25 protein-coding genes and 1 tRNA gene are annotated in these 26,628 nt (G+C 66.0%); 5 read left to right on the top strand and 21 right to left on the bottom strand.

The window, feature by feature from the left end; translation table 11 throughout:
• Positions 1-83: 83 nt before the first annotated feature.
• Positions 84-2,783: a heavy metal translocating P-type ATPase gene (locus QX121_RS28325; RefSeq protein ID WP_315813608.1), complete on the bottom strand. Its 2,700-nt coding sequence runs from the start codon at positions 2,781-2,783 to the stop codon at positions 84-86.
• 46 nt (positions 2,784-2,829) lie between these two features.
• Between QX121_RS28325 and QX121_RS28320 the strand changes: the two genes are divergently transcribed.
• On the top strand, positions 2,830-3,105 hold the full coding sequence (locus QX121_RS28320) for a metal-sensitive transcriptional regulator (protein WP_315716843.1): 276 nt from the start codon (positions 2,830-2,832) through the stop codon (positions 3,103-3,105).
• Positions 3,106-3,121: 16 nt separating this feature from the next.
• On the opposite strand, the gene QX121_RS28315 is transcribed toward QX121_RS28320, so the two are convergent.
• Positions 3,122-4,099, bottom strand: a complete 978-nt coding sequence (locus QX121_RS28315; protein WP_315813607.1) for a YiiX/YebB-like N1pC/P60 family cysteine hydrolase — start codon at positions 4,097-4,099, stop codon at positions 3,122-3,124.
• 193 nt (positions 4,100-4,292) lie between these two features.
• Between QX121_RS28315 and QX121_RS28310 the strand changes: the two genes are divergently transcribed.
• Positions 4,293-5,705: a flavin monoamine oxidase family protein gene (locus QX121_RS28310; protein WP_315813606.1), complete on the top strand. Its 1,413-nt coding sequence runs from the start codon at positions 4,293-4,295 to the stop codon at positions 5,703-5,705.
• 134 nt (positions 5,706-5,839) lie between these two features.
• Here QX121_RS28310 and QX121_RS28305 read toward each other — a convergent pair whose 3' ends face one another.
• From QX121_RS28305 to infC, 8 genes are all read right to left on the bottom strand, one after another.
• Positions 5,840-6,784 (bottom strand): MBL fold metallo-hydrolase, encoded by a 945-nt coding sequence (locus QX121_RS28305; protein WP_315813605.1) that lies wholly within the window; start codon positions 6,782-6,784, stop codon positions 5,840-5,842.
• A 33-nt stretch (positions 6,785-6,817) separates the two neighbouring features.
• Positions 6,818-7,594, bottom strand: a complete 777-nt coding sequence (locus QX121_RS28300; protein WP_315813604.1) for a sulfite exporter TauE/SafE family protein — start codon at positions 7,592-7,594, stop codon at positions 6,818-6,820.
• Positions 7,591-9,999 (bottom strand): phenylalanine--tRNA ligase subunit beta, encoded by a 2,409-nt coding sequence (pheT, locus tag QX121_RS28295; protein WP_315813603.1) that lies wholly within the window; start codon positions 9,997-9,999, stop codon positions 7,591-7,593. Before pheT ends, QX121_RS28300 begins: the two co-directional genes overlap by 4 nt.
• On the bottom strand, positions 9,996-10,496 hold the full coding sequence (locus QX121_RS28290; RefSeq protein ID WP_315813602.1) for an endonuclease domain-containing protein: 501 nt from the start codon (positions 10,494-10,496) through the stop codon (positions 9,996-9,998). The genes pheT and QX121_RS28290 overlap by 4 nt, the downstream gene beginning before the upstream one ends.
• 149 nt (positions 10,497-10,645) lie before the next feature.
• Positions 10,646-11,728 carry a phenylalanine--tRNA ligase subunit alpha gene (pheS, locus tag QX121_RS28285; RefSeq protein ID WP_315813601.1) on the bottom strand — a complete coding sequence of 361 codons (1,083 nt, stop codon included), beginning with the start codon at positions 11,726-11,728 and terminating at the stop codon, positions 10,646-10,648.
• A 143-nt stretch (positions 11,729-11,871) separates the two neighbouring features.
• Entirely contained in the window at positions 11,872-12,231 is a 360-nt protein-coding gene (gene rplT, locus QX121_RS28280; RefSeq protein ID WP_012040570.1) for a 50S ribosomal protein L20, read from the bottom strand.
• A gap of 77 nt (positions 12,232-12,308) precedes the next feature.
• Entirely contained in the window at positions 12,309-12,509 is a 201-nt protein-coding gene (rpmI, locus tag QX121_RS28275; protein WP_008539890.1) for a 50S ribosomal protein L35, read from the bottom strand.
• Positions 12,510-12,962: 453 nt separating this feature from the next.
• Positions 12,963-13,502 carry a translation initiation factor IF-3 gene (gene infC, locus QX121_RS28270; protein ID WP_315740503.1) on the bottom strand — a complete coding sequence of 180 codons (540 nt, stop codon included), beginning with the start codon at positions 13,500-13,502 and terminating at the stop codon, positions 12,963-12,965.
• Between the two features lie 327 nt (positions 13,503-13,829).
• Here infC and QX121_RS28265 point away from each other — a divergent pair, with 327 nt between their 5' ends.
• A complete protein-coding gene (locus QX121_RS28265) occupies positions 13,830-14,615 on the top strand; it encodes an alpha/beta hydrolase (protein WP_315813600.1) in 786 nt (261 codons plus the stop codon).
• 11 nt (positions 14,616-14,626) lie between these two features.
• On the opposite strand, the gene queG is transcribed toward QX121_RS28265, so the two are convergent.
• Together queG and QX121_RS28255 are read right to left on the bottom strand one after the other, a co-directional pair.
• Positions 14,627-15,811 (bottom strand): tRNA epoxyqueuosine(34) reductase QueG, encoded by a 1,185-nt coding sequence (gene queG, locus QX121_RS28260; protein WP_315813610.1) that lies wholly within the window; start codon positions 15,809-15,811, stop codon positions 14,627-14,629.
• On the bottom strand, positions 15,760-16,452 hold the full coding sequence (locus QX121_RS28255; RefSeq protein WP_315758183.1) for a glutathione S-transferase family protein: 693 nt from the start codon (positions 16,450-16,452) through the stop codon (positions 15,760-15,762). The genes queG and QX121_RS28255 overlap by 52 nt, the downstream gene beginning before the upstream one ends.
• A gap of 357 nt (positions 16,453-16,809) precedes the next feature.
• On the opposite strand from QX121_RS28255, the gene QX121_RS28250 reads away from it, so the two are divergent.
• Positions 16,810-17,616: an undecaprenyl-diphosphate phosphatase gene (locus QX121_RS28250; protein WP_315813599.1), complete on the top strand. Its 807-nt coding sequence runs from the start codon at positions 16,810-16,812 to the stop codon at positions 17,614-17,616.
• Positions 17,617-17,740: 124 nt separating this feature from the next.
• Here the strand turns inward: QX121_RS28250 and QX121_RS28245 are convergent, their stop codons facing one another.
• Positions 17,741-18,709 (bottom strand): complex I NDUFA9 subunit family protein, encoded by a 969-nt coding sequence (locus QX121_RS28245; protein WP_315813598.1) that lies wholly within the window; start codon positions 18,707-18,709, stop codon positions 17,741-17,743.
• Between the two features lie 222 nt (positions 18,710-18,931).
• Between QX121_RS28245 and QX121_RS28240 the strand changes: the two genes are divergently transcribed.
• A tRNA-Leu gene (locus tag QX121_RS28240) sits at positions 18,932-19,018 on the top strand.
• A 585-nt stretch (positions 19,019-19,603) separates the two neighbouring features.
• On the opposite strand, the gene ltrA is transcribed toward QX121_RS28240, so the two are convergent.
• The 8 genes from ltrA to QX121_RS28200 form a co-directional block, all read right to left on the bottom strand.
• Positions 19,604-20,980: a group II intron reverse transcriptase/maturase gene (gene ltrA, locus QX121_RS28235; RefSeq protein ID WP_409997696.1), complete on the bottom strand. Its 1,377-nt coding sequence runs from the start codon at positions 20,978-20,980 to the stop codon at positions 19,604-19,606.
• A gap of 1,359 nt (positions 20,981-22,339) precedes the next feature.
• Positions 22,340-22,726, bottom strand: a complete 387-nt coding sequence (locus QX121_RS28230; RefSeq protein ID WP_315813597.1) for a hypothetical protein — start codon at positions 22,724-22,726, stop codon at positions 22,340-22,342.
• A gap of 11 nt (positions 22,727-22,737) precedes the next feature.
• A complete protein-coding gene (locus tag QX121_RS28225) occupies positions 22,738-23,241 on the bottom strand; it encodes a hypothetical protein (protein WP_315813596.1) in 504 nt (167 codons plus the stop codon).
• Between the two features lie 23 nt (positions 23,242-23,264).
• A complete protein-coding gene (locus tag QX121_RS28220) occupies positions 23,265-23,498 on the bottom strand; it encodes a hypothetical protein (RefSeq protein ID WP_315813595.1) in 234 nt (77 codons plus the stop codon).
• Positions 23,485-23,913 (bottom strand): hypothetical protein, encoded by a 429-nt coding sequence (locus tag QX121_RS28215; RefSeq protein WP_315813594.1) that lies wholly within the window; start codon positions 23,911-23,913, stop codon positions 23,485-23,487. The genes QX121_RS28220 and QX121_RS28215 overlap by 14 nt, the downstream gene beginning before the upstream one ends.
• Positions 23,914-23,966: 53 nt before the next feature.
• Positions 23,967-24,449, bottom strand: coding sequence for a hypothetical protein (locus QX121_RS28210; protein ID WP_315813593.1), 483 nt, complete (start codon positions 24,447-24,449; stop codon positions 23,967-23,969).
• 282 nt (positions 24,450-24,731) lie between these two features.
• The gene (locus QX121_RS28205) at positions 24,732-26,024 is read right to left on the bottom strand and encodes a TRAP transporter large permease (RefSeq protein WP_315813592.1); all 1,293 of its coding nucleotides are present in this window, start codon (positions 26,022-26,024) and stop codon (positions 24,732-24,734) included.
• Positions 26,015-26,560, bottom strand: coding sequence for a TRAP transporter small permease (locus tag QX121_RS28200; RefSeq protein WP_315741255.1), 546 nt, complete (start codon positions 26,558-26,560; stop codon positions 26,015-26,017). The genes QX121_RS28205 and QX121_RS28200 overlap by 10 nt, the downstream gene beginning before the upstream one ends.
• Positions 26,561-26,628: the final 68 nt, after the last annotated feature.

The following is a 26,628-nucleotide window of genomic DNA, read 5'->3' as shown; positions in this document are numbered from 1 at the left end:
CAGCGAAGCAATCCAGGGTGGTGGGCGGGACTCTGGATTGCTTCGCTGCGCTCGCAATGACGGAGGATGGACTGTATGTCGCCTCACAAGCTCGTCGCGCGCAGCCGCAGCGCATTGCCGACCACGCTCACCGACGACAGCGACATCGCGGCGGCGGCGATGATCGGCGACAGCAGGATGCCGAACAGGGGATAGAGGACGCCCGCGGCGATCGGGATGCCGGCGGCGTTGTAGATGAACGCGAAGAACAGGTTCTGGCGGATGTTGCGCATCGTCGCCGCCGACAGCTTTCGCGCCCGCGCGATACCGCCGAGGTCGCCCTGGAGAAGCGTAATGCCGGCGCTCTCCATGGCGACGTCGGTGCCGGTGCCCATCGCGATGCCGACGTCGGCCGCGGCGAGCGCCGGCGCGTCGTTGACGCCGTCGCCGGCCATCGCGACGATCTTGCCGCTGGCGCGCAGACGCGCGACCACCGCGCTCTTCTGTTCGGGCAGCACCTCGGCCTCGACCTCGGTGATGCCGATCTTGCGCGCGACCGCGGTGGCCGTGGTGCGGTTGTCGCCGGTCAGCATGATCACCTTGATGCCGTCGGCCGCGAGGGCCTTCAGCGCCTCCGGCGTCGAGGCCTTGACCGGATCGGCGATCGCAAACAGCGCTGCCGGCTTGCCGTCGACAGCCATCGTGATCACGGTGGCGCCCTCTTCGCGCAGCCGCTTGCTCTCGACACCGAGCGTATCGGTGATGATGCCGAGCGAGGCCAGGTAGGTGGCGGTGCCGAGCACGATGGCTTTGCCTTCGACCTCACCGCGGGCGCCCTTGCCGGTCGGCGCGTCGAAGCCCTTGACGTCGGCGAGCTTGATGTTGCGCTCGGTGGCATGACGGACGACGGCCGCGGCGAGGGGATGTTCGCTGGCGCGCTCTACGCTTGCCGCGAGCCGCAGCGCCTCGGTCTCGTCGAAACCATCGGCGGTGACGATCGCCGTCACCTTCGGCTTGCCCTCGGTCAAGGTGCCGGTCTTGTCGACGACCAGCGTATCGACCTTCTCCATCCGCTCCAGCGCCTCGGCGCTCTTGATCAGCACGCCGGCCTGGGCGCCGCGACCGACGCCGACCATGATCGACATCGGCGTCGCGAGACCGAGTGCGCAGGGACAGGCGATGATCAGCACGCTCACGGCGGCGACGAGGCCGAAGGCGAAGCGCGGCTCGGGACCGAACGCGTACCACGCGACGAAGGCGGCAATGGCAGCAGCGATCACCATCGGCACGAACCAGCCCGCGACCTGGTCGGCGAGGCGCTGGATCGGCGCGCGCGAGCGCTGCGCGTCGGCGACCATCTGCACGATCTGCGACAGCAGGGTCTCGCGGCCGACCTTGTCGGCGCGCATCACGAAGCTGCCGGTCTGGTTCAAGGTGCCGGCGATGACGCGCTCGCTTTCGGCCTTGGTCACGGGCATCGACTCGCCCGTCACCAGCGATTCGTCGAGCGAGGAGCGGCCTTCGAGAATGATGCCGTCGACCGGCACCTTCTCGCCGGGACGCACGCGCAGGCGATCGCCGACCGCGAGCTCGGCGATCTCCACCTCGTGGTCGTTGCCGTCGGTGTCGAGCCGCCGCGCCGTCTTCGGCGCCAGCTGCAGCAGCGCCTTGATCGCGCCCGACGTCGCGTCGCGCGCGCGCAGCTCCAGCACCTGGCCGAGCAGGACGAGAACGGTGATCACGGCGGCCGCCTCGAAATACACCGCGACCGCGCCGCCGTGGCCGCGGAACGCCGGCGGAAACGCCTGCGGCGCCAGGGTCGCGACCACGCTGTAGACATAGGCGACGCCCGTGCCCATGGCGATCAGGGTGAACATGTTGAGATTGCGGGTCTGGACCGATTGCCAGCCGCGGACGAAGAACGGCCAGCCGGCCCACAGCACGACTGGTGTCGCCAACGCGAGCTGGATCCAGTTCGACAACATCGGATCGACAAAGCCATGGCCGCCGACGAGGTGGCCGCCCATCTCGAGCACGACGACGGGAGCGGCGAGCAAGGTGCCGATCCAGAATCGCCGTGTCATGTCGGCGAGCTCGGGATTGGGCGCGTCGTCGAGGCTGATGACGTCGGGCTCCAGCGCCATGCCGCAGATCGGGCAGGTGCCTGGGCCCACCTGCCGGATCTCGGGATGCATCGGGCAGGTGTAGATCGTGCCCGCCGGCATCGCGGGCGGCGACTCGCGTTCGCCGCGATATTTGTCGGGATCAGCCGCGAACTTGGTGCGGCAGCCGGCCGAGCAGAAATGGAAGGTGTGCCCCTCGTGCTCGAAGCGATGCTTCGAGGTCGCGGGATCGACGCTCATGCCGCAGACGGGGTCGATGACTTTTGAAGCGTCATGCTCATGCGCATGGTGCTCATCACCGCCACAGCACGACTGCGCGGCTGCAGGTGCAGCGGCGGCTGCGAGATACTTGGCGGGATCGGCGGCGAACTTGGTGCGACACCCGGCCGAGCAGAAATGGAAGGTGTGACCCTGATGCTCGAAGCGATGCGTCGAGGTCGCCGGATCGACCGACATGCCGCAGACCGGATCCGTGACCTTCGCCGGTTCAGGCGCAGCGTGGTCCGAGCCGCCGCAGCAGGCCCCCGAATCGCCGTCAGGCGCCGCGCCGGCACGATCGCTGCAACAGTTGTCCGCGGATGCTTGGTTGTGTCCGGTTTCCACCGCGCGCGCGTGCGATCCACAGCCGCATCCGCCCTCGCCGGCGGCCGCGCCACCATGCTCGTGTTTGGTTTCCGACATCGCCCAGCCTCTTGAAACCTATACCCTGTAGGGGTATATAGGCCCCATGCGCGAGGACATCAAGACATCCTGTCAGAAACGTTTGAGCCGGATCGAAGGGCAGGTCAGGGGCCTGTCGAAGATGGTCGAGGATAACCGCTACTGCATCGACATCGTGACCCAGATCTCCGCTGTGCGGGCGGCGCTGCGCCGGGTCGAGGAGGAGATCCTGCGCGACCACGTCGCCCATTGCGTCGAGCACGCGATCGCCTCCGGCGACAAGGCCGATCAGCGGCAGAAGATCGCGGAGCTGATGGACGTGATCGGCCGGTCGGATCGCTGAGCAGAATGGATGACGATCAAACCGCGACCTTGTGCCGTCGGGCAGCCGCGCGCGGCGCGACCTGCCGCACCGGCTCGGCGACGAGGTAATGCTCGTTGACGACGAGCCGTTCGCTGACTTCCTCGATCATCATTTCCTCAGCCGGAACCGGCTGCGCCGCCTCTTCGTCAGCCGCCTCAGGAACGAGCGGCGGCGCTGTGACGGAGCCTGGAAACACGGCGAACTCGCCCGCTACCTCCGCGAGCGGCTTCTGCTTGTCGGCCCAGTGCAGCGTCGTGTAGTCGAATCCATTGACGATGGTCGGCTTGACGATCTCGAAATAGGGCGAGATGTCGAAGTCGCGCGGCATGTAGAGCGACGAATCGCGGATGTGCAGGATCTCGCGCTTGGCGCGCCGTGAGGGGGCGCGCGTGATCTTCGGCAGGATCGGATAGCGGACCGCGTCGAACGCCTGCGCGATCAGCGCCGAGCAGATCATCTTGGTCGGATCGCCCGAACCCAGCGCGATCATGCGCCGCCGCCAGCGTTGCGGAATCGGCATCGGGATCAGATAGCGCATCAGGTCGATGATGTTCTTGGTGTCGTAGCCGAAGCCGATGCGATTGATGGCGTAGCGGCACACCGTGTGCCGGTCCTCATAGGTCAGTCCGACCGGACGGCACACGCGGGTATGATAGGCGAAGTATTTCGACAGCGGCGCCGAGATCACGCCGTCGCCGACATAGGCCTCGACCAGCACATGCGGCTCCCCGTCGGGCTCGACGGCGCCATCGATGGGGCCGACATAGAGCGCGGCGTGCGACCAGGTCGATTGCGTGAGATATTTGATGATGCCGGAGATGCGGCTGTTGCCCTCGACCAACAGCACGTCGCCGGGCTGGACGTCCTTGCGCAGGTAGTCCGGATCGCTCGGCGTGAACGGCTCATAGCCGGGGATCTCCTTCTGGAGATAGGCGGCAATCAGCTTGCCGATCTGGTCGAGCACGATACCCATAACGCTCCCCGGGCGACCTCGGCCGGTCGCCGGCTTTTTCCCTTCTTCCATGATGGTCGATTGCGGTTGCAATTTGGTTCATAGTCGAAGCAGTCCGCACGGTATCGCGTTTACCATCCCGGTTGCCGCAGCGCGGCAGATACGGCAAATTCGGTCGGTATTCGTTTCGTTCAAAGCTTTCGGAAACCATGTCATGAACTTCACGCGCCGCGGCTTCCTCTCCGCTTCCGCGGCGCTGGCCGCGCTGCCCATCTCAGGCCGTGCCGCGCAGGCGGCTGTTCCGCGCGAGGCTGACATTGTCGTGATCGGGGCGGGTGCGGCGGGAATCGCCGCGGCCCGCCGGATCGTGGCCGCCAACCGCAAGGTCGTGGTGCTGGAGGCCTCGCCGCAGCTCGGCGGCCGCTGCAGCACGGATGTCGCCACCTTCGGCGTGCCGTTCGATCGCGGCGCCCGCTGGCTGCTCAGCGCCGACAGCAATCCCATCGGAAGGCTCGCGCGCGGCGTCGGACTCGATCTCGTCGCGGCTCCCGTCGGGCAAAAGATCCGGGTCGGCCGGCGCAATGCGCGGCCCGGCGAGACCGAGCAGTTCCTGGCCGGGCTGGTGCGCGCCAATCGCGCCATCGACGAGGCGGCGCGCGGCAAGCTTGATACCTCCTGCGGCGCGGCGCTGCCGAAAGATCTGGGCGACTGGGCCAGCACCACCGCGTTCGTACTCGGCGCCAGCGCGACCGGAAAGGATCTCGCCGATCTCTCCGCGATGGACAAGGCGCGCGCACAGGGTCGCAGCGCTCCGCTGGCCTGCCGGCAGGGGTTGGGCACGTTCCTCGCCAAGCTCGGCGAATCGTTGCCGTCATCGCTGTCGACTCCGGCAACACGCGTCGTGTGGACCAACCGCGACGTCGCGGTGGAAACGCCGGCGGGGCGAATCGCGACGCGCGCCGTCATCCTCACGGTGTCGACCAACGTGCTGACGTCAGGCGCCATCAAGTTCGCGCCCGAGCTGCCGAAGCGGCAGCTCGACGCCGCCGCCAAGCTCAGCCTCGGCAGCTATGATCACATTGCGCTGATGCTGGCGGGCAATCCGCTCGGCCTGTCGCGGGACGAGGTCATCATCGAGCAGAGCAATTCCAACCGCACGGGTCTGCTGCTTGCCAATATCGGTGGATCGTCGCTTTGTACCGTCGATGTTGCCGGCGCCTTCGGCCGCGAACTATCAGCGCAGGGCGAGGCGGCGATGGCCGACTTCGCCAGGGAGTGGATCGGCAAGCTGTTTGGAAGTGAAGCCGCCGCAGCGGTGAAGTCGTCCGCAGCCACGCGCTGGAACCAGGTGCCGGGCGTGCTCGGCGCGATGTCGGCGGGCACGCCCGGCAGCCAGGGCGCCCGCAAAATTCTCGGCGAACCGTTGGGCCCGCTGTTCCTGGCCGGCGAGGCCACGCACGAAACGCTGTGGGGCACGGTCGACGGCGCCTGGGACTCCGGCGAGCGCGCCGCCGAAGCCGCGCTGCGCCGGATCGGCGCGATCAAGGACGCCGAGCCGGAGCCGAGCAGTGAGCGGCAGCGACCGCGCCGTCGCGGCAAGGTGCGCTCGGCCTCGCCGGAGGATTGACCGTCGATCCGCAAACTCATCAGCAAGATGGTGGGCACGGCGCAACTGCGATCTCCAGCGTTGAAATGGCACGGCTGCGCCTTTGCCCACCCTACGGCTGATGCAGGCGAGCTGCCGATTGAAGCACGCCTTGGCTACACAGGCAGCTTCAATTCCATCAGGTCTTTCGCGACCACGATGCGGCCCGTGTAGTTCTTCTTCACCTCCCGCGTCCAGTCCTCGTCCGTCACTTCGGGATCATCACCGGGTACGAGGTGGCTGAGCACCAGCACTTTCACGCCTGCAGCCGCGGCGATGCGTCCGACGTCTTCCGTGGTCGTGTGACTGTCGAGCAGGTGCTTCTTCAGCGTCGAGCCGTTCTTCGTCTTGGCGACCAGCCGATCGACCGCGGGCACATAGAGGCATTCATGCACGAGCACATCGGCGCCCTTGGCAGACTCTGCAAGCTTCGGGTTATAGGCGGTGTCGCTCGAGAACACGATCGTGCCGTCGGGCGTCTCGAACTTGTACGCGAAGTTGTCGGTGATCGGCGGATGTGGCGTGCGGAACGCGGTCACCGTCACGTTCGCCGTCTTCAGCACGACGCCGTCCGTGTCGATATCCTTCGCGACCAGGAGTGGCCGCGGATCTGGCCGGCCTTCGTCCGCGATGCGCGTGTCGACGTCGAACTTGTTAGTTTCCCAGAAGCTCCTGGTCATCGCCTCCAGGCCCCTCGGTCCGAACGACCGGATCGGCGTCGACAATCCTGCGGCCCAGGCGTTGTAGAACAGATTGCCGTATTCGAGATTGTGATCGGAATGGTGGTGGCTGATCAGGATGTACTTGACCGACGGGATCGGAACGCCCGCATTGACGAGCTGACGGCTGACGCCCATGCCGCAATCGATCACGAACGGCGTGCCGTTGACGACGACGAGATTGGCCGGATTCGAAGCGCCCACGCCGACGCGTGGGCCGCCCTTGGTGCCGAGGAAGACGATCCGCGTGCCGGTCTTTGCGCCTTGCGCGAACGCCGCGGGCGCCGCGATGGCGCCGGCCGTTCCCAGCGCGAGCTTGAGCATTGTTCGCCGATGGATCACGGTGGCCTCCCTGTCTGCTTCGTTGCAGGAAGGCTAACCCCGCCCGAGCACGCCGTCGAGGGCCGGCAGGCCGGCGATCACGGCGATTGCGATCAGCGCATAGCAGATGGCGCGAAACACCTGCTCGCTGGCACGGCCGAACAGCGACGCGCCGAACGCGACACCAAGCGCGTAGACCGGACCGATCAGCAGCGAAAGCTTCAGCGAATCCCAGGTGATCAGCCCGCTCATTGCGTAGCTCACCATGGCGAAGAAGTCCGATGCGCCGAAGAACAGCACGATATTCGCTCGCGCGATCTTTGGCGGGATCGGGCGTCCCAGCCAGTAGCCGACGATCGGCGGGCCCCCGGTCTGCGCCAGTCCGCTGCAGAATCCGGAGATATAGCCGACAGCGACCGACAGCGCGGCGTACTCCCTGCCGCGATAGCGCCAGCCGGACAGCAGCAGCGCAAGCAGCGCGATCACGAAACCGGTGATGATCCAGCGTACGGTGACAGGGTCCAGCCGGCTGAGGAAATAGGTGCCCACGGGCACGCCGACCAACGCACCCACGACGATCACGGCGGTGGCCTTGCGGTCGGCCTCACGCCAGGCCGGCGCCACCATTGGGGCCATCGATACGAAGTCGATCACCAGCAGCAGCGGCGCGACCAGACGGGGCGTCGCAAAGCTGCTCGCGAGCGGCATGAAGATCAGCGCCGCGCCGAAGCCGGAGAAGCCGCGCGCGGTTGCGGCGATGAAAGCGACGATCGCCAGCGCGACCGCCGCGAACAGGCTGAGATCGGCAGGGATGAGCCCGGACAGGCTCATCCGCGCAACGTGCCGCCGGTCTTCTTGCCAACGTCGGCCGTGATCTTTGCCGTGACGGCGTCGATCTCCTCGTCCGTCATCGTCCTCTCGCGCGGCTGCAGGGTGACGGCGATCGCTACCGACTTCTTGCCGTCCTCGATGCCCTTGCCCTCGTAGACGTCGAACACGGCGACATCGGTGATCAGCTTCTTGTCGACGCCCTGCGCGGCGCGCACGATATCGCCGGCCTTGACCTTGCGGTCGACGATGAAGGCGAAGTCGCGCGACACCGGCTGGAACGCGGACAGCTCCAGCACCGCCTTGGCGCGCGTCGGCTTCGCCTTGGCGGCCGGAATGCGATCCAGGATCACCTCGAAGGCGACGAGCGGCCCGTCGGCTTTCAGCGCCTCGAGCGTGCGCGGATGCAGCTCGCCGAAATGGCCGAGCACGTTCTGCGGTCCCATCTGGATCGTGCCGGAGCGTCCCGGATGCATCCAGGCGGGGCCGCCGGCGACGATCTGCAGCGACGCCATCGGCGCGCCGGCGGCCGCCAGCACGGCGAGTGCATCAGCCTTCGCGTCGTAAGCGCTCGCCGCCTGCGATCCCGTCCAATGTCGGCCGAGACCCTTCGCCGACGCGACGCCACGGCGGATGCCGCTCGCTGCCATGAGCTGGTCCGCGGGGCCATCGCCCTTGAAGATCTGCCCGACCTCGAAGATCGCGGCATCGCCGAAGCCACGATCGGCGTTGGCCTGCACGGTTGCGATCAGTCCCGGCAGCAGGCTCGGCCGCATGTCGGAGAGATCGGCGGCAATCGGGTTCGCAAGCGCGAGCTCGGCCTTGCCGCCGCCGAACAGCTCGGCCGCCGGCTTGGAGATGAACGACCAGGTCACGGCCTCGACCATGCCGCGCGCCGCCAGCGCGCGCTTGGCGCGCCGGGTGCGCAGCTGGATCGGCGTCAGCACCGGCTTTCGCGGGGCATCGCCGCGCTCGAACGGCGTCATCGGCACCTTGTCGACGCCGACGATGCGCACGACCTCCTCGACGATGTCGGCCTTGCCATGCACGTCGCTGCGCCAGGAGGGCACCGCGACCTTCACGACCGGGCCGTTGCCGGCGACCACGAAGCCGAGATGCGTCAGGATCCGCCGCATCTCGGTCAGCGGCACCTCGATGCCCGCCAGCCGCTTCACCTCGGTCAGTGGGAAATCGATGATACGGTCATCACCAAACGGATTGCCGACGACGACGGTCTCCGACGGCGTGCCGCCGCACAGCTCGAGCACGAGCCTGGTCGCCATCTCCAGGCCCGGCACCATGAAGGCCGGATCGACGCCGCGCTCGAAGCGGTAGCGCGCGTCGGAATTGATGCCGAGCTTGCGGCCGGTCTGGGCGATGTTGATCTCGTTCCACAGCGCCGATTCGATCAGCACGTCGGTGGTGTCTTCATCGCAGCCGGAGGCTTCGCCGCCCATGATGCCGGCGAGCGATTCGACGCCGGAATCGTCGGCGATGACGCACATCGAATGGTCGAGCGTGTAGGTACGGCCGTCGAGCGCGAGCAAGGTCTCGCCGTCACGCGCGCGGCGGACGACCAGATTGCCCTTCACCTTCTTGGCGTCGAACACGTGCAGCGGACGCGCGCGGTCGAAGGTCATGTAGTTGGTGATGTCGACCAGCGCGTTGATCGGGCGCAGGCCGATCGAGGTCAGGCGCTGCTGCAGCCACTTCGGCGACGGGCCGTTCTTGACGCCGCGCACCAGTCGCAGCGCGAAGCCCGGACAAAGCTTCTCGTCCTCGACCGTGACCTTCACCGGGCAGGGGAGCTCGCCCTTCGCCGGCTTGATGCCGGGGTCCTTCAGCTTGCCCATGTCGGCGGCGGCGAGGTCGCGGGCGATGCCGTGCACGCCGGTGCAGTCCTGGCGGTTCGGCGTCAGGTTGATCTCGAACATGGGATCGCCGAGGCCGGCCCACTCCGCGTAAGGAGTGCCGATCGGCGCATCCTCCGGCAGCTCCATGATGCCGTCGTGATCGTCGGAAATCTGCAGCTCGGCCGCGGAGCACAGCATGCCACGGCTCTCGACGCCGCGGATCGTGCCGACCGAGAGCGTGATGTTCTTGCCGGGGATGTAGGTGCCGGGTGGCGAGAACACCGAGACCAGACCCGCGCGCGCGTTCGGCGCACCGCACACCACCTGCACCGGCGCGCCACCGTCACCGGTGTCGACCATGCAGACGCGTAAGCGGTCGGCGTTCGGGTGCTGCTCGGCGGAAACGACGCGCGCGATTCTGTACGGCGCGAGCAGCTTCGCCTTGTCCTCGAGATGCTCGACCTCGAGGCCGATCATGGTGAGCTTGTCGGCGAGCGTCTCCACCGACTCATCGGTGTCGAGATGGTCCTTCAGCCAGGACAAAGTGAATTTCATGGCTGCATGCCTCGGATCTTGCTGGTGTTTGTATCGTGTGTGTTGGCTTCGTATGTGCCGTCTTGGCCGCTTGCACAGCTCTCTCCGCTCCCTCCCCCCTTGTGGGGGAGGGTTGGGGAGGGGGGTAAGCCACGGGCGCGGACGGCGAGAGCCTGACGGATGGCTTCAACGACGCCTTCCAAGTTCGAAGACACCTGCTCGTTGGTGAAGCGGTGGACTTCAAAGCCTTCGGCTGCGAAGAATGCGTCGCGTTGGGCGTCTCTTGCCTGCCGTTCGGCGAAATCATGCGATTCCCCGTCGAGTTCGATGACAAGCTTTGCCGAGAAGCAGACGAAGTCAGCAATGTAGTTACGAAACGGGACTTGGCGGCGAAAGCTGGCGCCATCGATCCGGTTCGCCTTGATGTAGCGCCAGAGCAGTGTCTCGGCGCGCGTCATCGCCTGGCGAAGTTGCTTCGCCCGGCGGCGATGGCGCTCGCTGACAACTGCGTGCGGCATCCGGGGCTACCCCCCTCCCTGACCCTCCCCCACAAGGGGGGAGGGAACGGAGAAACCGGTGGTTGTCGAAGCGCGCGCGCGGGGGATCCAGCCCTCCCCCGCAAGCGGGAGAGGGAGTCCGACCACCCGTGCGGAGAGGTCGAGACGGATCACGCGCTCAATCCCCCGGCAAGCGTCGGCACATCGAGCGGCTTGAAGCCGTAGTGCGACAGCCAGCGGACGTCGCCCTCGAACAGCTGGCGCAAATCACTCATGCCGTATTTCAGCATCGCGATGCGGTCGATGCCCATGCCCCAGGCAAAACCCTGGTACTCGTCGGGATCGATGCCGCAGGCGCGCAGCACGTTCGGATGCACCATGCCGCAGCCGAGAATCTCCAGCCAGTCCTCGCCCTCGCCGAAGCGGATCTCGCCCTTGTCGCGGCGGCACTGGATATCGACCTCGAGCGACGGCTCGGTGAACGGGAAGAACGACGGCCGGAATTTCATGTTGATGTGGTCGACCTCGAAGAACGCCTTGCAGAACTCGTGCAGGATCCATTTGAGGTGGCCGAGATGCGAGCCCTTGTCGATGACGAGGCCTTCGACCTGGTGGAATTGCGGCGTGTGGGTCGCGTCCGAATCGATGCGGTAGGTGCGGCCCGGACAGATGACGCGGATCGGCGGCTTCTGGCTCAGCATGGTCCGCACCTGCACCGGCGAGGTGTGGGTCCGCAGCAGCATGCGCGAGCCGTCCGGCTTCGGATTGAAGAAGAACGTGTCGTGCATCTCGCGCGCCGGATGGCCTTCCGGGAAGTTCAGCTTGGTGAAGTTGTAGTCGTCGGTCTCGACATCGGGGCCTTCCGCGATCGAGAAGCCCATGTCGGCGAAGATCGTGGTCAATTCGTCCATCACCTGGCTGAGCGGATGGATGCGGCCGGTCTCGGCCGGCGAATCCTGCAGCGGCAGGGTGACGTCGATGGTCTCGGCCGCGAGCCGCGCGTCCAGCGCAGCGGCCCTGAGCACCTCGCGCCGTGCGGCGAGCGCCTGCGTGACCTTGTCCTTGGCAAGGTTGATTGCCGCGCCTTGCGTCTTGCGCTCGTCGGGAGACATCTTGCCGAGCGTGGCCAGCAGCGCCGAGATCGAGCCCTTCTTGCCGAGGGCTGCGACGCGCACGGCTTCCAGCGCGGCTTCATCGCCGGCGGTGGCGATCTGGTCGAGGATCGAGGTCTCGAGCGAGGCGAGGTCGGACACGGTCAAAATCTCCGCGGGACAAAGGCGGCTGGGTTGTCGCCGCGCGGGCGACAGGGGTCAAGCGAAAGGATCGATGTCGCCGAACAGCAAAAAGCGGCCGAGATCGTCGGCCGCTTTGCAGTCCTCGCGATGAGGAAGGGCGATCAGGCGGCGAGCGCCGCCTTGGCCTTCTCAACGATCGCCTGGAACGCGGCGGGCTCGTTGATCGCGAGATCCGACAGCACCTTGCGGTCGACGGTGATGCCGGACTTGGACAGGCCGTCGATAAATCGGCTGTAGGTGAGCTCGAACGGACGCACGGCGGCGTTCAGGCGCTGGATCCAGAGCGCGCGGAAGGTGCGCTTCTTGCGCTTGCGATCGCGGAACGCATACTGGCCGGCCTTCTCGACGGCCTGCTTGGCGGTGCGGATCGTGTTCTTGCGGCGGCCGTAATAGCCCTTGGCGGCCTTGAAGACTTTCTTGTGCTTGGCGTGGGCGGTCACACCGCGTTTGACGCGAGACATGCCGGGTATCCTTGGATTCAGAGATGACGATCAGCCGCGGCTTGGAGGCGGCCAGGGTTTCGGAAGCGAGAGGCCGGTCAGGCGTTCGGCAAGAAGTACTTCTTGACGTTGTCGCCGTCGGTCTTGAACAGCACGCGGGTGCCGCGCAGCTGCCGGATCTGCTTCTTCGTCCGCTTGATCATGCCGTGGCGCTTGCCGCGCTGGGCGTGCATCACTTTGCCGGTGGCAGTCACCTTGAAGCGCTTTTTGGCGCCGGATTTGGTCTTCAGCTTGGGCATTTGGCTCTCCTTCATGCCAACGGCAAGCCGCCCGCAAAAGCGGCGCCATCAGGCGAAAATGCTCGTTAGAGCGTTGGTTGTGCTCAGGTATTGGGTCCAAACAAGGATCCACCCGCACAGGGACATCGCCACGGCAGCCCTTGATCAGCCGGGCGACGAAGGCCGCGCTTATGCCAGAGACGGTGGCTCTTGGCAACGCTGAACCGCCGAATCGGCTCGTCCGAGCCATGGTCAGCCGACATGTGAGCTGCGGGTACAGGTATCCCAGGGCGGCCCTCGGCCACCGGCACCGGCCGGCTCCGTTCGGTGGAGCCGCAAAGGCTCCTCCGGCAGCTGCAGCGGGCGGTGGCAGGTCCTGATCCACGCCCGCAAAGAGCGGTTCTGACGGGGCCCTCAAGAGAAAAGCCCGCCAGACGTGTGGCGGGCTCGGTTTGGTGCGTCGGTGGCTGGCGACTAGCGCGGGGCCAGAACCATGACCACCTGGCGTCCCTCGAACCGCGCGTCCTGCTCGACCTTGGCGAAAGCCGCGACGTCGGACTTGACCTTGTCGAGCAGCTTGGTGCCGATCTCCTGGTGCGCCATTTCGCGGCCGCGATAGCGCAGTGTGATCTTAACCTTGTCGCCCTCTTCGAAGAAGCGCTGCATCGCCCGCATCTTCACGTCGTAGTCGTGATCATCGATCATCGGGCGGAGCTTGATCTCCTTGATCTCGACGACCTTCTGCTTCTTGCGGGCCTCGGCGGCCTTCTTCTGCGCCGAATACTTGTACTTCCCGTAGTCCATGATCTTACAGACGGGAGGATTGTTGTTCGGCGAAATCTCGACCAGATCCATGCCGGCATCAGCGGCCATCTTGATCGCAACCACGGTCTCGACAGTGCCGCGGTTGGTACCTTCTGAATCGATCAGCTGGATCTGCGCATTGCGAATCTCATCATTTGTGCGCGGCCCGTCTTTGACGGCAGCGGGCGGGGCTCGATTGGGGCGGCGAATGGGTAGTTCTCCAAGGTTGTGGAAGAAGGCGACTATTTTGAAGGAAGATGCCCTCGCGGGCAAGACAGCTGGCGTCCCGTGCGTCGAATTAACATCCGGCCGTCATGGCTCTTGCGTCGCACGCGCAGGGCTTCGGCGCGGCCGTGCATTCCCCCAAAGGGACCACATGGCCAAGAATGGCGATCAAAACCGCACTTTCGAGGCCTCGTGGTTCCGCTCGCGGACATAGAGTGCGCGGGGCCCTTTCGCAAGCGGCAGCGCCCGGTCGAGCGGATTGACGCGACCGGCTGGTTCGCCCACACAGCCCCCGAAATCGAGTAACGATCCATGAACCCTGCTGCAGAAAATGCCGATACGCCCGTCTTCGTCACCGTCGGCGCGGGCGAATCGTCGCGCCGGATCGCGGTGCGGGCGCGGCCAGGCCGCCCGCCCGGGCTGTTCTGGCTCGGTGGCTTCAATTCCGACATGAAAGGCACCAAGGCGCTGGCGCTCGACGCCTGGGCCGCCGAGCGCGGCCGCGCCTGCGTCTGCTTCGACTATTCCGGCCACGGTGAATCCGGCGGCCGCTTCGTCGACGGCACCATCGGCCGCTGGCTCGAGGAGAGCGTCGCGGTGTTCCGGCAAATCTGCCGCGGACCGCAGGTCGTGATCGGTTCCTCGATGGGCGGCTGGATGGCGCTGCTGCTGGCGCGCGAGCTGCTCAAGGACCCGGCGGAGGCGACGCTGGCTGGCCTGGTCCTGATCGCCCCGGCGCCCGATTTCACCGAGGAGCTGATGTGGAAGGGCTTCCCGCCGGCGGTCCGGACCGAGATCGAGTCCAAGGGCGTCTGGATGCGTCCGTCGGAGTATGGCGAGCCCTATCCCATCACCAGGGCGCTGATCGAGGACGGGCGCAATCATCTCCTGCTCGGCGGCGCCATCAAGGTCGGCTGCCCGGTGCGCATCCTGCAGGGCGCGCAGGACCCGGACGTCCCCTGGCAGCACGCGTTCGCACTGACCCACCGCCTGCCGGCCGAAGACGTGGTGCTGACCATGATCCAGGACGGCGACCACCGGCTGTCGCGTCCGCAGGACATCGCGCGCATGCTGGCCGCCGTCGGCGAGATGGGCTGAGGCGGCCCGCTTCAGCATCGGGCTTGCCATTCCGCGCGGACGCTCTCGTCGGTCTCTGACGTCAGCGCCGCCTCCGCACGTCGCGCGAAGGCGGCCTCGTCGAGCAGCCGCGCGAGCGCCCAGGCGGCGGCGCCGCGCACCAGCGGACTCGGATCGGCGGCAAGCCGTTCGGCGGCCGGCGTCAGCGCCGCATCGCCGGAGTTGCCGATCGCGATCAGCACGTTGCGCAGGAAGCGGTCGCGGCCGACGCGCTTGATCGGCGATTTCGTGAACAGTGCGCGAAACGCGGCGTCGTCGAGCGCCGCCAGCGCGGCGAGATCGGGGGACCGCAGCGATTCGCGGGCCGCCAGCTTCGCCTCGCGCCCCGCTTGCGCGAACTTGTTCCACGGGCAGGCGGCGAGGCAGTCATCGCAGCCGTAGATGCGGTTGCCCAGCGCCTTGCGGAACTCGCGCGGGATCGGCCCCTTGTTCTCGATGGTGAGATACGAGATGCAGCGCCGCGCATCGAGGCTGTAGGGGGCCGGGAACGCCGCGGTCGGACAGCTGTCGAGGCAGGCTCGGCACGAGCCGCAATGATCGCGCTCCGGCGCATCGGCGGGCAGGTCCAGCGTGGTGTAGATGGCGCCGAGGAACAGCCAGGAGCCGAAACCGCGCGACACCAGGTTGGTGTGCTTGCCCTGCCAGCCGAGCCCGGCCGCTTCGGCCAGCGGCTTCTCCATGACGGCCGCGGTGTCGACGAACACCTTCACATCACAACCGGCCTGTGCGACCAGCCAGCGGGCGAGTGTCTTGAGGCTCTTCTTGATGACGTCGTGATAGTCGTCGCCGCGGGCATAGACCGAAATCGCAGCGTTACTGCGCTGGGACAGGACCGCACGCGGATCCTCGTCGGGGCCGTAATTGACGCCGAGCATGATGATGCTGCGGACCTCGCGCCACAGCGCGGCGGGATCGGTGCGGCGGGACGGCTCGCGCGCCAGCCAGTCCATGTCGCCGTGCTGGCCGGCGGCGAGGAAGCGTTCGAACGCGGCGGCCCGCTCGGCGCTCACGACCGGGGCGGTGATGCCGATGGCATCGAAGCCCAGCCGTTGCGCCTCGGCGGCCAGCGCCGCCTTCAACGTCTCCGGCGTGGGCCTATCTGCGCTCAGAAGTCCAGGTCCACATAGGTCCGCGACGCCGGGACGCCCGCCAGCCAGTCGGAGAGCAGCGGCCGGAACGACGGCCGCGACTTCACCCGCGCGTACCACGCCTTCGCTGCGTCGTCCTCGATCCATGGCACGTCGCCCAGATAGTCGATCGCAGACAGATGCGCGGCGGCGGCCAGGTCGGCATAGGTCAGCCGGTCGCCGGCCAGGAAATTGCGCCGCTGCGCCAGCCAGCCGATATAGGCGAGATGATAGCGCACATTGGTCTTGGCGGCGCGAATCACGTCGGTCGATGGCGGCCCGCCGCCATCCTCCTCGCTCATGAAGCGCTTGTAGATGCGCTCGGTGACCAGCAGGTTCGAGGCCTCCTCGAAGAACTTGGTGTTGAACCAGTCCATCAGCCGGCGCACCTCGACGCGCTCGGCCGCCGACGCCGGCATCAGCCGGCGATCGCCCATCTCGGGCCCGCAGGTCTCGTCGATGAACTCGGCGATCACGCCGACACCGGGCACCGGCGGCAGGCCTTCGACCGACAGCACCGGCGTGGTGGCCGCGGGATTGAGCACGAGGAACGCCTCGCGGCGCTCCCAGGCGCGTTCCTCCACCAGGCGCAGATCGAGCCCGTATTCGCCGAGCACCAGCCGGACGAAGCGTGAATGCGGGCAGAAGGGATGGTGGTAGAGCGTGTACATGGAGCCTTTCGACGATTCCGCGGCTACGGCGCTTAACGAACAATCAACCATCGGTTCGCACCGACGCCTCGTCCCGATACCGGCGCGCGGGTGCGCTCGCGAATCGGACCATTAGCGCATGGTCGGCGAAAGTGTAAGCAGTAGGGCGACGGGCGGTCATGCGGGAAACGGCGCTTTCGGGAACAGCGATCAGCGCGCCCGATCCGCTGTCCGGCATTGCCTCGTTCTGATTCGCATGGCCGATCACACGCCGGTTCATTCATCGGATGTGGCCGGTTCGAGCGCTTTTTGCAATTGCGGGCGGGAGCCGAATAGGCGAGAAGGGCCGCGTTTTGCCGGCAATCCAGGATCCGATCAATGATGTCAGATACGCTGCGGGCGGTGCTTCTCGGCATAATCGAGGGCGTCACCGAGTTTCTTCCCGTATCCTCGACCGGCCATCTGTTGCTGGCGGAGCGCTTCTTCGGGCTCGGCGACGAGGGCTTCTGGAAGAGTTTTGCGATCCTGATCCAGCTCGGCGCCATCCTCGCCATCGTCGCGCTGTACTTCTTCAAGCTGTCGCGCGTCGCGATCGGCGCGCTGACGAACCCTGACGACCGCCGCTTCATCATCGGCGTGCTGATCGCCTTCCTGCCCGCCGTCATCATCGGCCTCATCGCCGGCAAGTACATCAAGGCGCTCCTGTTCGATCCCTGGGTCGTGTGCTTCTCGCTGATCGTCGGCGGCGCCATCCTGCTGTGGGTCGATCAGATCGATCTCAAGCCGCGGGAGCACGACGCCACGCGCTATCCGCTCATGATGTATCTGTGGATCGGCGTCGCGCAGTGCCTCGCCATGATCCCCGGCGTGTCGCGCTCCGGCGCCACCATCGTGGCGGCGATGCTGCTCGGCGGCGACAAGCGCTCGGCCGCGGAGTTCTCCTTCTTCCTGGCGATCCCGACCATGGTCGGCGCCTTCGTCTACGACTTCTACAAGAGCCGCGCCGAGATGACGTCCGATCACCTCGGCCTCATCGCGATCGGCTTCGTCGTCTCCTTCATCACCGCCATGATCGTGGTGAAGGCCTTCCTCGGCTACGTCACCCGCCACGGCTTCGTGCTGTTCGCCTGGTGGCGCGTCATCGTCGGCACCCTCGGCCTGATCGCGCTGGCGCTGGGGAAGTGAGCTGAGCCCCAGCTCCATCCACCGTCATTGCGAGCGTAAGCGAAGCAATCCAGTTTGGTGGGCGAGACTCTGGATTGCTTCGTCGCTTCGCTCCTCGCAATGACGTGGAGAGGCCGGTGGCCCCTCACGCGTTCTTGCGCTGGAACTGCCCGGACGGACGGAAGCGCCAGAGATATTGCGGGGCGACCGCCTCGAGCGAGTCAGGCGTGATGCCGAGGCCCTGCAAGGTCAGCCCGGCCGCCTTTGCCGCCTCCGACACCACGTTGTCGTGGCGCAAGAGCTCGACCTGGTCCGGCGTCAGCTTCAGCGGGCCCGGCGCGAACTGCAGGATTGCGGCCTGCAGTTTGGCGAGCCCGAACGGCAGCGGCAGCAGCGCGCGGTCGCGGTCGGTGATGTCGAGGATGATTTTCAGGATTTCCCGGAAGCTCAGCACCTCAGGCCCGCCGAGCTCGTAGGTCGCGCCCGGCTGCGCCTTGCCGTCGACCGCATCGGCCACCGCAGTGGCGACGTCGCCGACATAGACCGGCTGCATCTTCGTCTCGCCGCCGCCGATCAGCGGCAGGAACGGCGAGACCCGCGCGAGCGCCGCAAAGCGGTTGGTGAACTGGTCCTCGGGGCCGAACACGACCGAGGGGCGCATGATCACGGCTTCGGGCACCGCGGCCAGCACGGCGGCCTCGCCGGCCGCCTTGGCGCGGGCATAGCTCGACGCCGACTCGGCGTCGGCGCCGATCGCCGAGACATGCACCACGCGGGCGCCAGCGGCGGCCGCCGCCTTGGCGACGGTGGCGGCGCCCTCGGCCTGTACGGCCTCGAAGGTCTGCGCGCCGCTCTCGGTCAGGACGCCGACGAGGTTGATCGCGACATGGCTGTCGCGCAGCGCTGATGCGACCGAGTCGGGATAGCGCAGATTGGCTTGTACGGCGTGGATCTGGCCGACCCGGCCGAGCGGCTGCAGATGGCCGGCCAGCTCCGGCCGACGCACCGCGACGCGGATGCGGTAGTCGCGCTTGGCCAGCGCCCGGACCACGTTGCGCCCGACGAAGCCGGAGCCGCCGAAGACGGTAACCAATGTGTCCAGATTCGATGCCATGGAATGAGTCCTGGGATTGCCGGGCGGTCGGTCCGCCCCGGACGAGATAGCTGTCAGCGGCGATTCGCACCCCGCGGCCCGCCATCCTGGGCCGCTGTATAGCCCATCGCCCGCACCGCGGAAAAGGGAGCCGTGTTTTTGCGCATGGGGTGAGAAAAATTGTCATCTTGGGCGTTCAGCGGTTTGACAAGCGCCCGTTCGATCCGTACACAGCGCCCCCATGCCCAGGTGGCGGAATTGGTAGACGCGCTGGCTTCAGGTGCCAGTGGCTTAACGGCCGTGAAGGTTCGAGTCCTTTCCTGGGCACCATTTTGGTGGTGACCTCCCCCGCACAGAACTCTGTGACAGACGACGGCGCTGATGCGCCTCGCGATCTGATTGGATGGCAAAGATTTAGCTGATGTCTTCGGGACATCGGCGACACGCTCGTCCCCGAGCCAGCCGATAATCCTCCTTTCAACGCCCGTGATGCAGCCGCTGCTGCCGGCTGCGAGCCTCCACCCTCCCCTGGAGGGGGAGGGTCGATCGCGCGCGAAGCGGGCGAGCGGGGTGGGGCGATCTCTCCACGCACGCCAGCGCCAGAGGAGAGATCACCCCACCCCGCCTCACGTTTCGCTTCGCTCTCCGTGAGGCGACCCTCCCCCTCCAGGGGAGGGTGGGCACCGCCTTCGTGTTGAGTGATCACCATGACCGCCGTGGTCTTTCTCGTTTAGGGCAAGACCTATCAGCCTCGCGGCGCGCTTTGCGCCCGAGCTGTGCCGATCGTCTCGCCCTCGAAATCATGAGGGCGCAGGGAGAGCCGGGTGCCGACCGATCGGGATAGGGGGGAGTCTCGCGACTCCACCCCTCCCACACCACCGTACATACGGATCACGTATACGGCGGTTCGGCGGATTAAGCGGCTTTGCGGGCTGCGAGGAAAGGCAGGCCGAGTGAGGCGAACAAGGACCTTGGCAGAGCGTTGGCCAGTGCGGCGCTGTTGGCGAGCCGCCAGGGACCACGTGGGTTGCCGGCGGTTTTAAGCGCCGTCTCCCGGTCGACGCCGCGGCGTCGCAGCTCGTCGAAGCGAGTAGGACCGCACTTCCATTGGGTCCAGACGACGGCGCGCAACCGCCGCCTGATCCACTCATCGAGCTTGCGCAACACCGACGGCGTCTCGCAGAACCCGAAGTAGCCGCGCCATCCCTTCAGATACAGCGCCAGCTTCTCGATGATCTGCTCCAGGCTTCGGCCAGACTGTCGCCCCGTCAGCTCCCGAACTCTCGCCTTGCAACGGGCAATGGCCTCAGGCGCGATGCGCCGGCGCGGCTTCTTCCCCTGCGTAAAGCTGAAGCCCAGGAACTTGCGGTGGCTCGGTCTGGCGACCGCGCTCTTGGCCCTGTTCACCTTGAGCTCGAGGCGCCGTTCCAGGAATCTCTCGATGCTCGCCATCACCCGCTCGCCCGCCTTCCGACTGCGCACATAGATGTTGCAGTCGTCGGCATAGCGCACGAAGCGATGACCTCGCCTCTCCAGCTCCTTGTCCAGCACGTCCAGCATCAGGTTCGACAGCAGCGGCGAGAGCGGCCCGCCTTGCGGCGTTCCTTCCTCCGTCGGGCTGACCAGCCCTCCCTCCAGCACGCCCGCAGTCAGGAAGCCGCGGATCAGCTTCAGGAGTCGCTTGTCGGCAACCCGCTTGGCGACCAGCCCCATCAGGATGTCGTGATTGACCCGGTCGAAGAACTTCTCCAGATCGATATCCACCACGACCGCGTGCCGGGACGCAATGTAGGTCTGCGCCTTCGCCACCGCCTGATGCGCCGAGCGGCCCGGCCGGAAGCCGAAGCTCGTCTCGGAGAACGTCCGATCCCATTCGCTTTGCAGCACCTGCAGAACCGCCTGCTGGATGAAGCGGTCGAGCACCGTCGGGATGCCGAGCAGCCTGACGCCGCCCGATGCCTTCGGAATCTCGACACGCCGCACCGGCTGCGGCTTGTAGGTGCCGTCGAGCAGTTGGGCGCGGATCGCGAGCCAGTTCACCTTCAGGTAGGCCGGCAGATCATCCACGGTCATCCCGTCGACCCCCGCCGCGCCCTTGTTGCGCTTCACTCGGTCCAATGCCTTCTTCAGGTTCTCACGTGCGACGATCCTTTCCATCGACGGTCCCGCGACCGCCGTCTGATCGAGACAGGCTTTCGCCGCGCGAGCTTCGGCCGCCCCGGCGCCGGCCCGCGGGGCTTCACCCCTCGGTCCGGGGCGAGGGTTCAGATTGCTCTGAGCTTCCTGCCGCATTGGGTCGTGCGAGATCACCGCTCCACCAGAACTTCCATCGTTCGGGCCTTCGGCGGTACGCTGCCGCCTACTATGCCCTCTGCTGACTTCTGCGTCGCGTTCAGATCGCCTTGCAACGACCTCAGTCCCGTTGCCGGGACACGACGCAGATCTCCCGAGGTAAGACCGACCGCCTTCACCGCATGCCCGTCGGATCTACCACCCCGCCCCTTGATGACCGTGGACTTCGCGATTGGTGGCTCGCTCGTCCGGCCGGGTAGGCCTCACATCCGATGTTTGTTCATCGGGCCGCGGCTTTGCTCCACGCTGTCTTCAGACCCCACCTCGCGATGACGCCCTTGCGCTTCGCTAATCCTTCGCCGCCATCAGGCTGGATAGAGGACTTCCACCTCCAAGCTGTCGTTCATACTCGGCACACCACCCATGGCCCGCCAGCGAAGGAAAATGCTGGCGGCAGGAACCACAGGTACGCGCCGGATCATCCGGCCCTCCCTGCGCGATTGGTTTTAACGGCTGCTTCGCGTTCTCCCTGGTGCGCCGGGCTTGTTGGCCACCATCCCCACGCGAAGCGAAGGCTTCGTCATGGGTTGATATCAGCGTCGGGATATCAGGACCGCGCGACTTGACCGTGCGTGCATCCTTGTTCGTCCGCGCGAACTAATCACGCTGCAACGACACACGCCCATCGCATCCCACTGCCAACGTCTCGTGACGGTCGCGACACGCCCCTCATGCGGCAGCGGGGACGCGCGGAAATGTGCAACTGATTTGCCCGACGACACAAGGCCAAATGCTGCGACAGACTGGCACGACGGGCAGATCGGAGATGGGTGGTATGCAGAGTAGATCATGGTTGATTAAGGTTTGCCAGGACGACAACAGACTAGCTTCGTCGTGAGGGCTTATGAGCGCCGAGATAATTTGCGACGCGATAGCGGCACGAAGGCTACTGACATTCGTCCATAAAGGCGAACGATATCTCGTTGAGCCCTATTCCCTCGGCTATGAGTCAAAAGACTCGTGGGGCAACAGTCCTTTGCTGCTTCGCGCTTGGTGCGATGATGGCTGGCGCGACTTTCAGGTCAAGTTCATGAGCCACCTGGAAGTCAGAGACGAACTGTTCGTCAATGACAGGCTGGGGCATCGATCGATGCCTAAGGTCTTATGTGACGTTTATGGAAAGCGCCGGTCGGCGAACTAGCTTGAAAGCTGATTTCAGCTAGCTCCACGGTGGCGTCCTCACCGAGGGCGCGTCCGCTCGCCCCAAACTCCGCTCTGGCATCTTCATTTGTGACCGTCGCTGCAAGCCGGTTCGACGCTGCTCGGCTCCGATTGCGAAAACGGCCGTCGGACTCAGCGTCAATCGTCGCTCGTGCAATAGATCGAAACCTCGATGCCGATGCCCATCTGGCCGGCGGCCGCTGCCAGCGGAGGCGGGATCTTCAAGGATGTCGACGCTAGCGATGACGGAAAGTTCACGGCGACGTCGAGGATTGGCGATCCAATGCGGCCGTCGACGCTCAGCTGTCTCAAGGCGTCCCCCACCGACTGCACGCAATCGATCGCCGCGGTCCATTCATCCGGATCGTCCGCGATGTCTATCTGGGCGTAGGCCGATGTGCCATCCCTGGATGGCTCGTGGCGGCTTAGCGGCCCTCCTAAAGCGGCCTCCAACTCGTCGCGCGACAGCGTGGCGTTGGGGATGCGGATCACGATGCACAGAGGTCGCCGGCCAGCCATGGTCACCCCCTGTCTTATCATCGTTCGGCGCGTTGCCAGCCGTCGATCGCGATCAACTGCCTGACGAGCGCGCCGCCGCCGAAGCCGCGATGGATCTCCAGCCTGTCATCATGGGAGAGGACGGGCAACTGGCGCCCGGGCTTCGCCGTCAGCACCGCGTCCCAGCCGAGATCGAGCGCGAAGGCGATCAGCTCGGACAGCAGCGCCACCTCGCCGGCCTCGAACCGGTGTCCCGGCGCATCGTACAGCCGGCGAGGCTCGCCCTGTGCCGCCCGCCAGCGCCGGTAACCTCGCCATCGCTCGTCATGGGCGCCGCGCTCGCCGTCGCCGTCGCCTCCCAGGCTGAACAGGAACAGCAGCGTCGCCTCGGACATGGCCCCGGCCGATTGCGCGATCGCATTTGCAGCGCCGGAATAGTTGCGCCCGCCGCTCTTGTAATAGAGAGTGGATTTGGGCTCGCCGTAGGAGGCGACCTCTCGCTCAAGCCTCCGCTCCAGCGCGTGCGTCTCGGCGCGTGGCAAAAATCTCATGACGCTCGTCCCGCTTAAACCTTTCGGCGACGCCGGACCAGGATCATGCCGGCCTCCGGCTCTTCATGGTACGTCAGGCCCTGCCGGTCCCAGACGATCATGACGCCGCGTTCCAGATAGGCCCAGTCCCTTTCCGGATAGTCGTCGGAATATTCGCCGGTGTCGATCGAGCAGACGACCCTGCCACTCATGCCGGCGACGCCGACCTCGTCGCCGAGCTGTGCGATCTGTCCGTCAGGGTAGCGCATCTGGTTCGTCCTTCCGCTCAGGATCAGGCGCGTCGCGATGGGGATACACGGTGATGCCGATGGCCGCGCCAAGCATTGCAATGCGCAGCACCAGATCGGCGGGGATCGTGGTGTCGAGCGCGGGGAATTCGCGGCCGCCCTCGAAGCCATAGGAGAAGGTGCGCGATGTGCAGCTGTCCCACAGCGCCCTTGCGGGCTCGGGCAGCGCTTCGATCACGGTCAGGAACTGCTCCGTGCATGCGATCGGATGCGGCGATTCCGTCTCATTGGTCTCCAGCACCAGCAGAAACTGCTGCTCATGCTCCTGATGATGCAGAACGTAGATGCTCTGGTCCAGATGCGTGATCAGCGGCGTGAGGTCGGCGCGCGACGTCAGCACGAGATCGAGATTGAGGAAGTGCGACAGTGCGGCCATGCTCTTTCACCCGGCTTGCTGCGAGCCATGCGCGTCGCGTGAGTCCCCGACGATCATCGCACGCGGCCCCAGATCATTTCGAGTTCATCGAGCAGGTGTTGCTCGACCGGTGCAGCCGTTGCGCCCAGCATCGCACGCACCTGTCTGAGGTACGAGCGGATCGCATCACGCTGCGTCTCCGAGCAGCCGTCCCAGAACTCCTTCCAGTCTGTCCGATCCGTGCGGTGCCGTCGGCCCGCCGGCAGCAAGGCTTCGAGGGCCCAGTCCAGATAGCGGACATCCTGCAGCACGCCGACCAGCAGGGACGGCAGATAGTAGCGGAACGCATCCGGATGAAGATAGCGCCTGGCTGTCGATGGGCGGCCGGTCATCAGCCAGTCGCCGAGCGCAACCTCCGTCCAGCGCCGCTGCGCGAACCGATTGGCGAGCTCGCCGGGGATGTCGCCCGCCGCTGCGACGCGGTCGATCCAGAACGTGCCGGGCAGCGGTTCTGTCGGAAAGGCCGCTGTCACCAAGGCGGATAGATCAAGGGTCATAGCCGATGCGGTCGGGCGTCATGGACAGGGCGCTGAGCGTGGGTTGCGCCCGGATGTTACATCGTGACGATGCCTAAGATCGTACCGCGTGACCGACAATTTGAGCGATCGTCGTTCGGTGCGCGAGTCGCCGGTGCGTGCCGCACTTCGCTCGCGGTCGTCTTGTTGCAGGAGACGGCTTCTCTCGTCCGAATGCGGGCCCGCTTCTTTCAATGGAACTGCAATTCGACGCCCAGATCGCCGGCGCGCTTCGCCGGCCGAAGCCGGCGAAGCTTGAGAGCGTTATCCCTTGTACCCCATCAGCAGCCGCGGCAGCCACAGCGAGAAGGCCGGCACGTAGGTCACGAACATCAAAGCGGCGATCAGGGCGGCGTAGAACGGCAGGATGGTGCGCATGACGGCGCCGACCGAGATGCCGCCGATGGCGCAGCCGACGAACTGCGTGGTGCCGACCGGCGGGGTGTTGAGGCCGAGCGCACAGTTGATCAGCATCAGCATGCCGAACTGCACCGGATCCATGCCGGCCTTCATCGCGATCGGCAGGAAGATCGGCGTGCAGATCAGGATGGTCGCCGCCATGTCCATGAACGTGCCGAGCAGGAACAGGATGACGTTGATCAGCAGGAAGATCATCCAGGGCTGCGTCGACACCTTGCTCATCAGGTCGCCGGCGAAGTCGGCGACTTCGTAGAGTCCCATCAGGTACTGGAACATGGTGGAGACGCCGATCAAGAGCAGCACCACGCCGGTCGTCTTGACCGCCTTGGCGGCGGCCCGCAGGAAGTTCTGCAGGCTCATGGTGCGGTAGACGAAGAACGTCAGCAGGATCGTGTAGGTGACGGCGACGGCCGCGGACTCGGTGGCCGTGAAGACGCCCGACAGGATGCCCGCCAGGATGATGCCGACGATCAAGAGGCCGGGCAGCGCCGCCGCGAACGAGCGGAACACCTCCGCCCAGCCGGGAAACTTGCCGGCGGGATAGCCGCGCTTCACGGCGACCGCGTAGGCGGCGACCAGCATGCAGATCATCAGCACCAGTGCTGGCAGCAGGCCCGCTGCAATGAGCGCGCCGATCGACACCTTGCCGCCGGCGGCGAGTGCATAGATGATCATGTTGTGGCTGGTCGGCATCAATGCTCCAACCAGCGAGGCGTGGGTGGTGACGTTGACGGCGTAGTCGGTGTCGAACCCTTCCTTCTTCATCATCGGGATCATCACCGCGCCCATCGCCGACACGTCGGCCACGGGCGAGCCGGAGACGCCGCCGAACAGCGTGCAGGCGACGACGTTCGACATGCCTAGCCCGCCGCGGATGTGACCGACGAGATTCTTGGCGAGCTGCACGATCTTATCGGCGACGCCGCCATGCAGCATCAGCTCGCCGCTGAAGACGAAGAACGGGATGGCGAGGAACGAGAAGATGTTCATCCCCGACATCATCTGCTGGAAGATGACGGCGACCGGCAGGCCTTCATAGAGTATGGTGCAGATCGCCGAGAGGCCGATCGCAAACGCAACGGGAACGCCGAGGACCAGGAAGCCGAAGAAGGTGACGCCGAGAATGATCAGTTCCATGACGGGACGACCTCTTCGCCGCGCAACAGAGCCATGATGTGCTCGATGGAAAACATGACGATCAGGATTCCCGAAGCGATCAGCGGCACGTAGCGGACGACTTCGGGCAGGCCGAGATTGGCGATCTTCACGGTGCCCACGGAGGCGCCGAGGATCCAGCCGTTGTAGGCCATCGCGACGCCGAACATCGCGACCAGCACGTGGATGACGAGCTCGATCTTTTCCCGCATATGATCCGGCAGCATCACGAGGAGGCTGTCCATGCCGATATGGCCGGCGTCGCGAACGCCGACGGCGGCGCCGATCAGCGTGACATAGAGGATCAGGACCAGCGCCAGATTCTCGGTCCAGGTCGGGCTGGAGTTGAGAACGTAGCGTCCGAACACCTGGTAGAACACGATGGTGACGATGACGAGCAGGCCGGCGACGGACAGATACATGCCGACGCGCGCGATGACGGCGTTGATCCGCGAGAGCAGGCCGGTCGACGGACGTCCCTCCTGCTGCTCGTGGTCTCCAACATGGGGATCTGTCATTCCCGGCTCTCCCTGGCCTGAGTCCGGTGCCGCCGCACGGCGACGCCGGACCCGGTCCCTATTTTTAT

It is taken from the genome of Bradyrhizobium sp. SZCCHNR2028 (assembly GCF_032380995.1).
In the GTDB taxonomy this organism is placed as follows: domain Bacteria; phylum Pseudomonadota; class Alphaproteobacteria; order Rhizobiales; family Xanthobacteraceae; genus Bradyrhizobium.
This window is presented reverse-complemented; position numbering and strand designations above follow the sequence as displayed.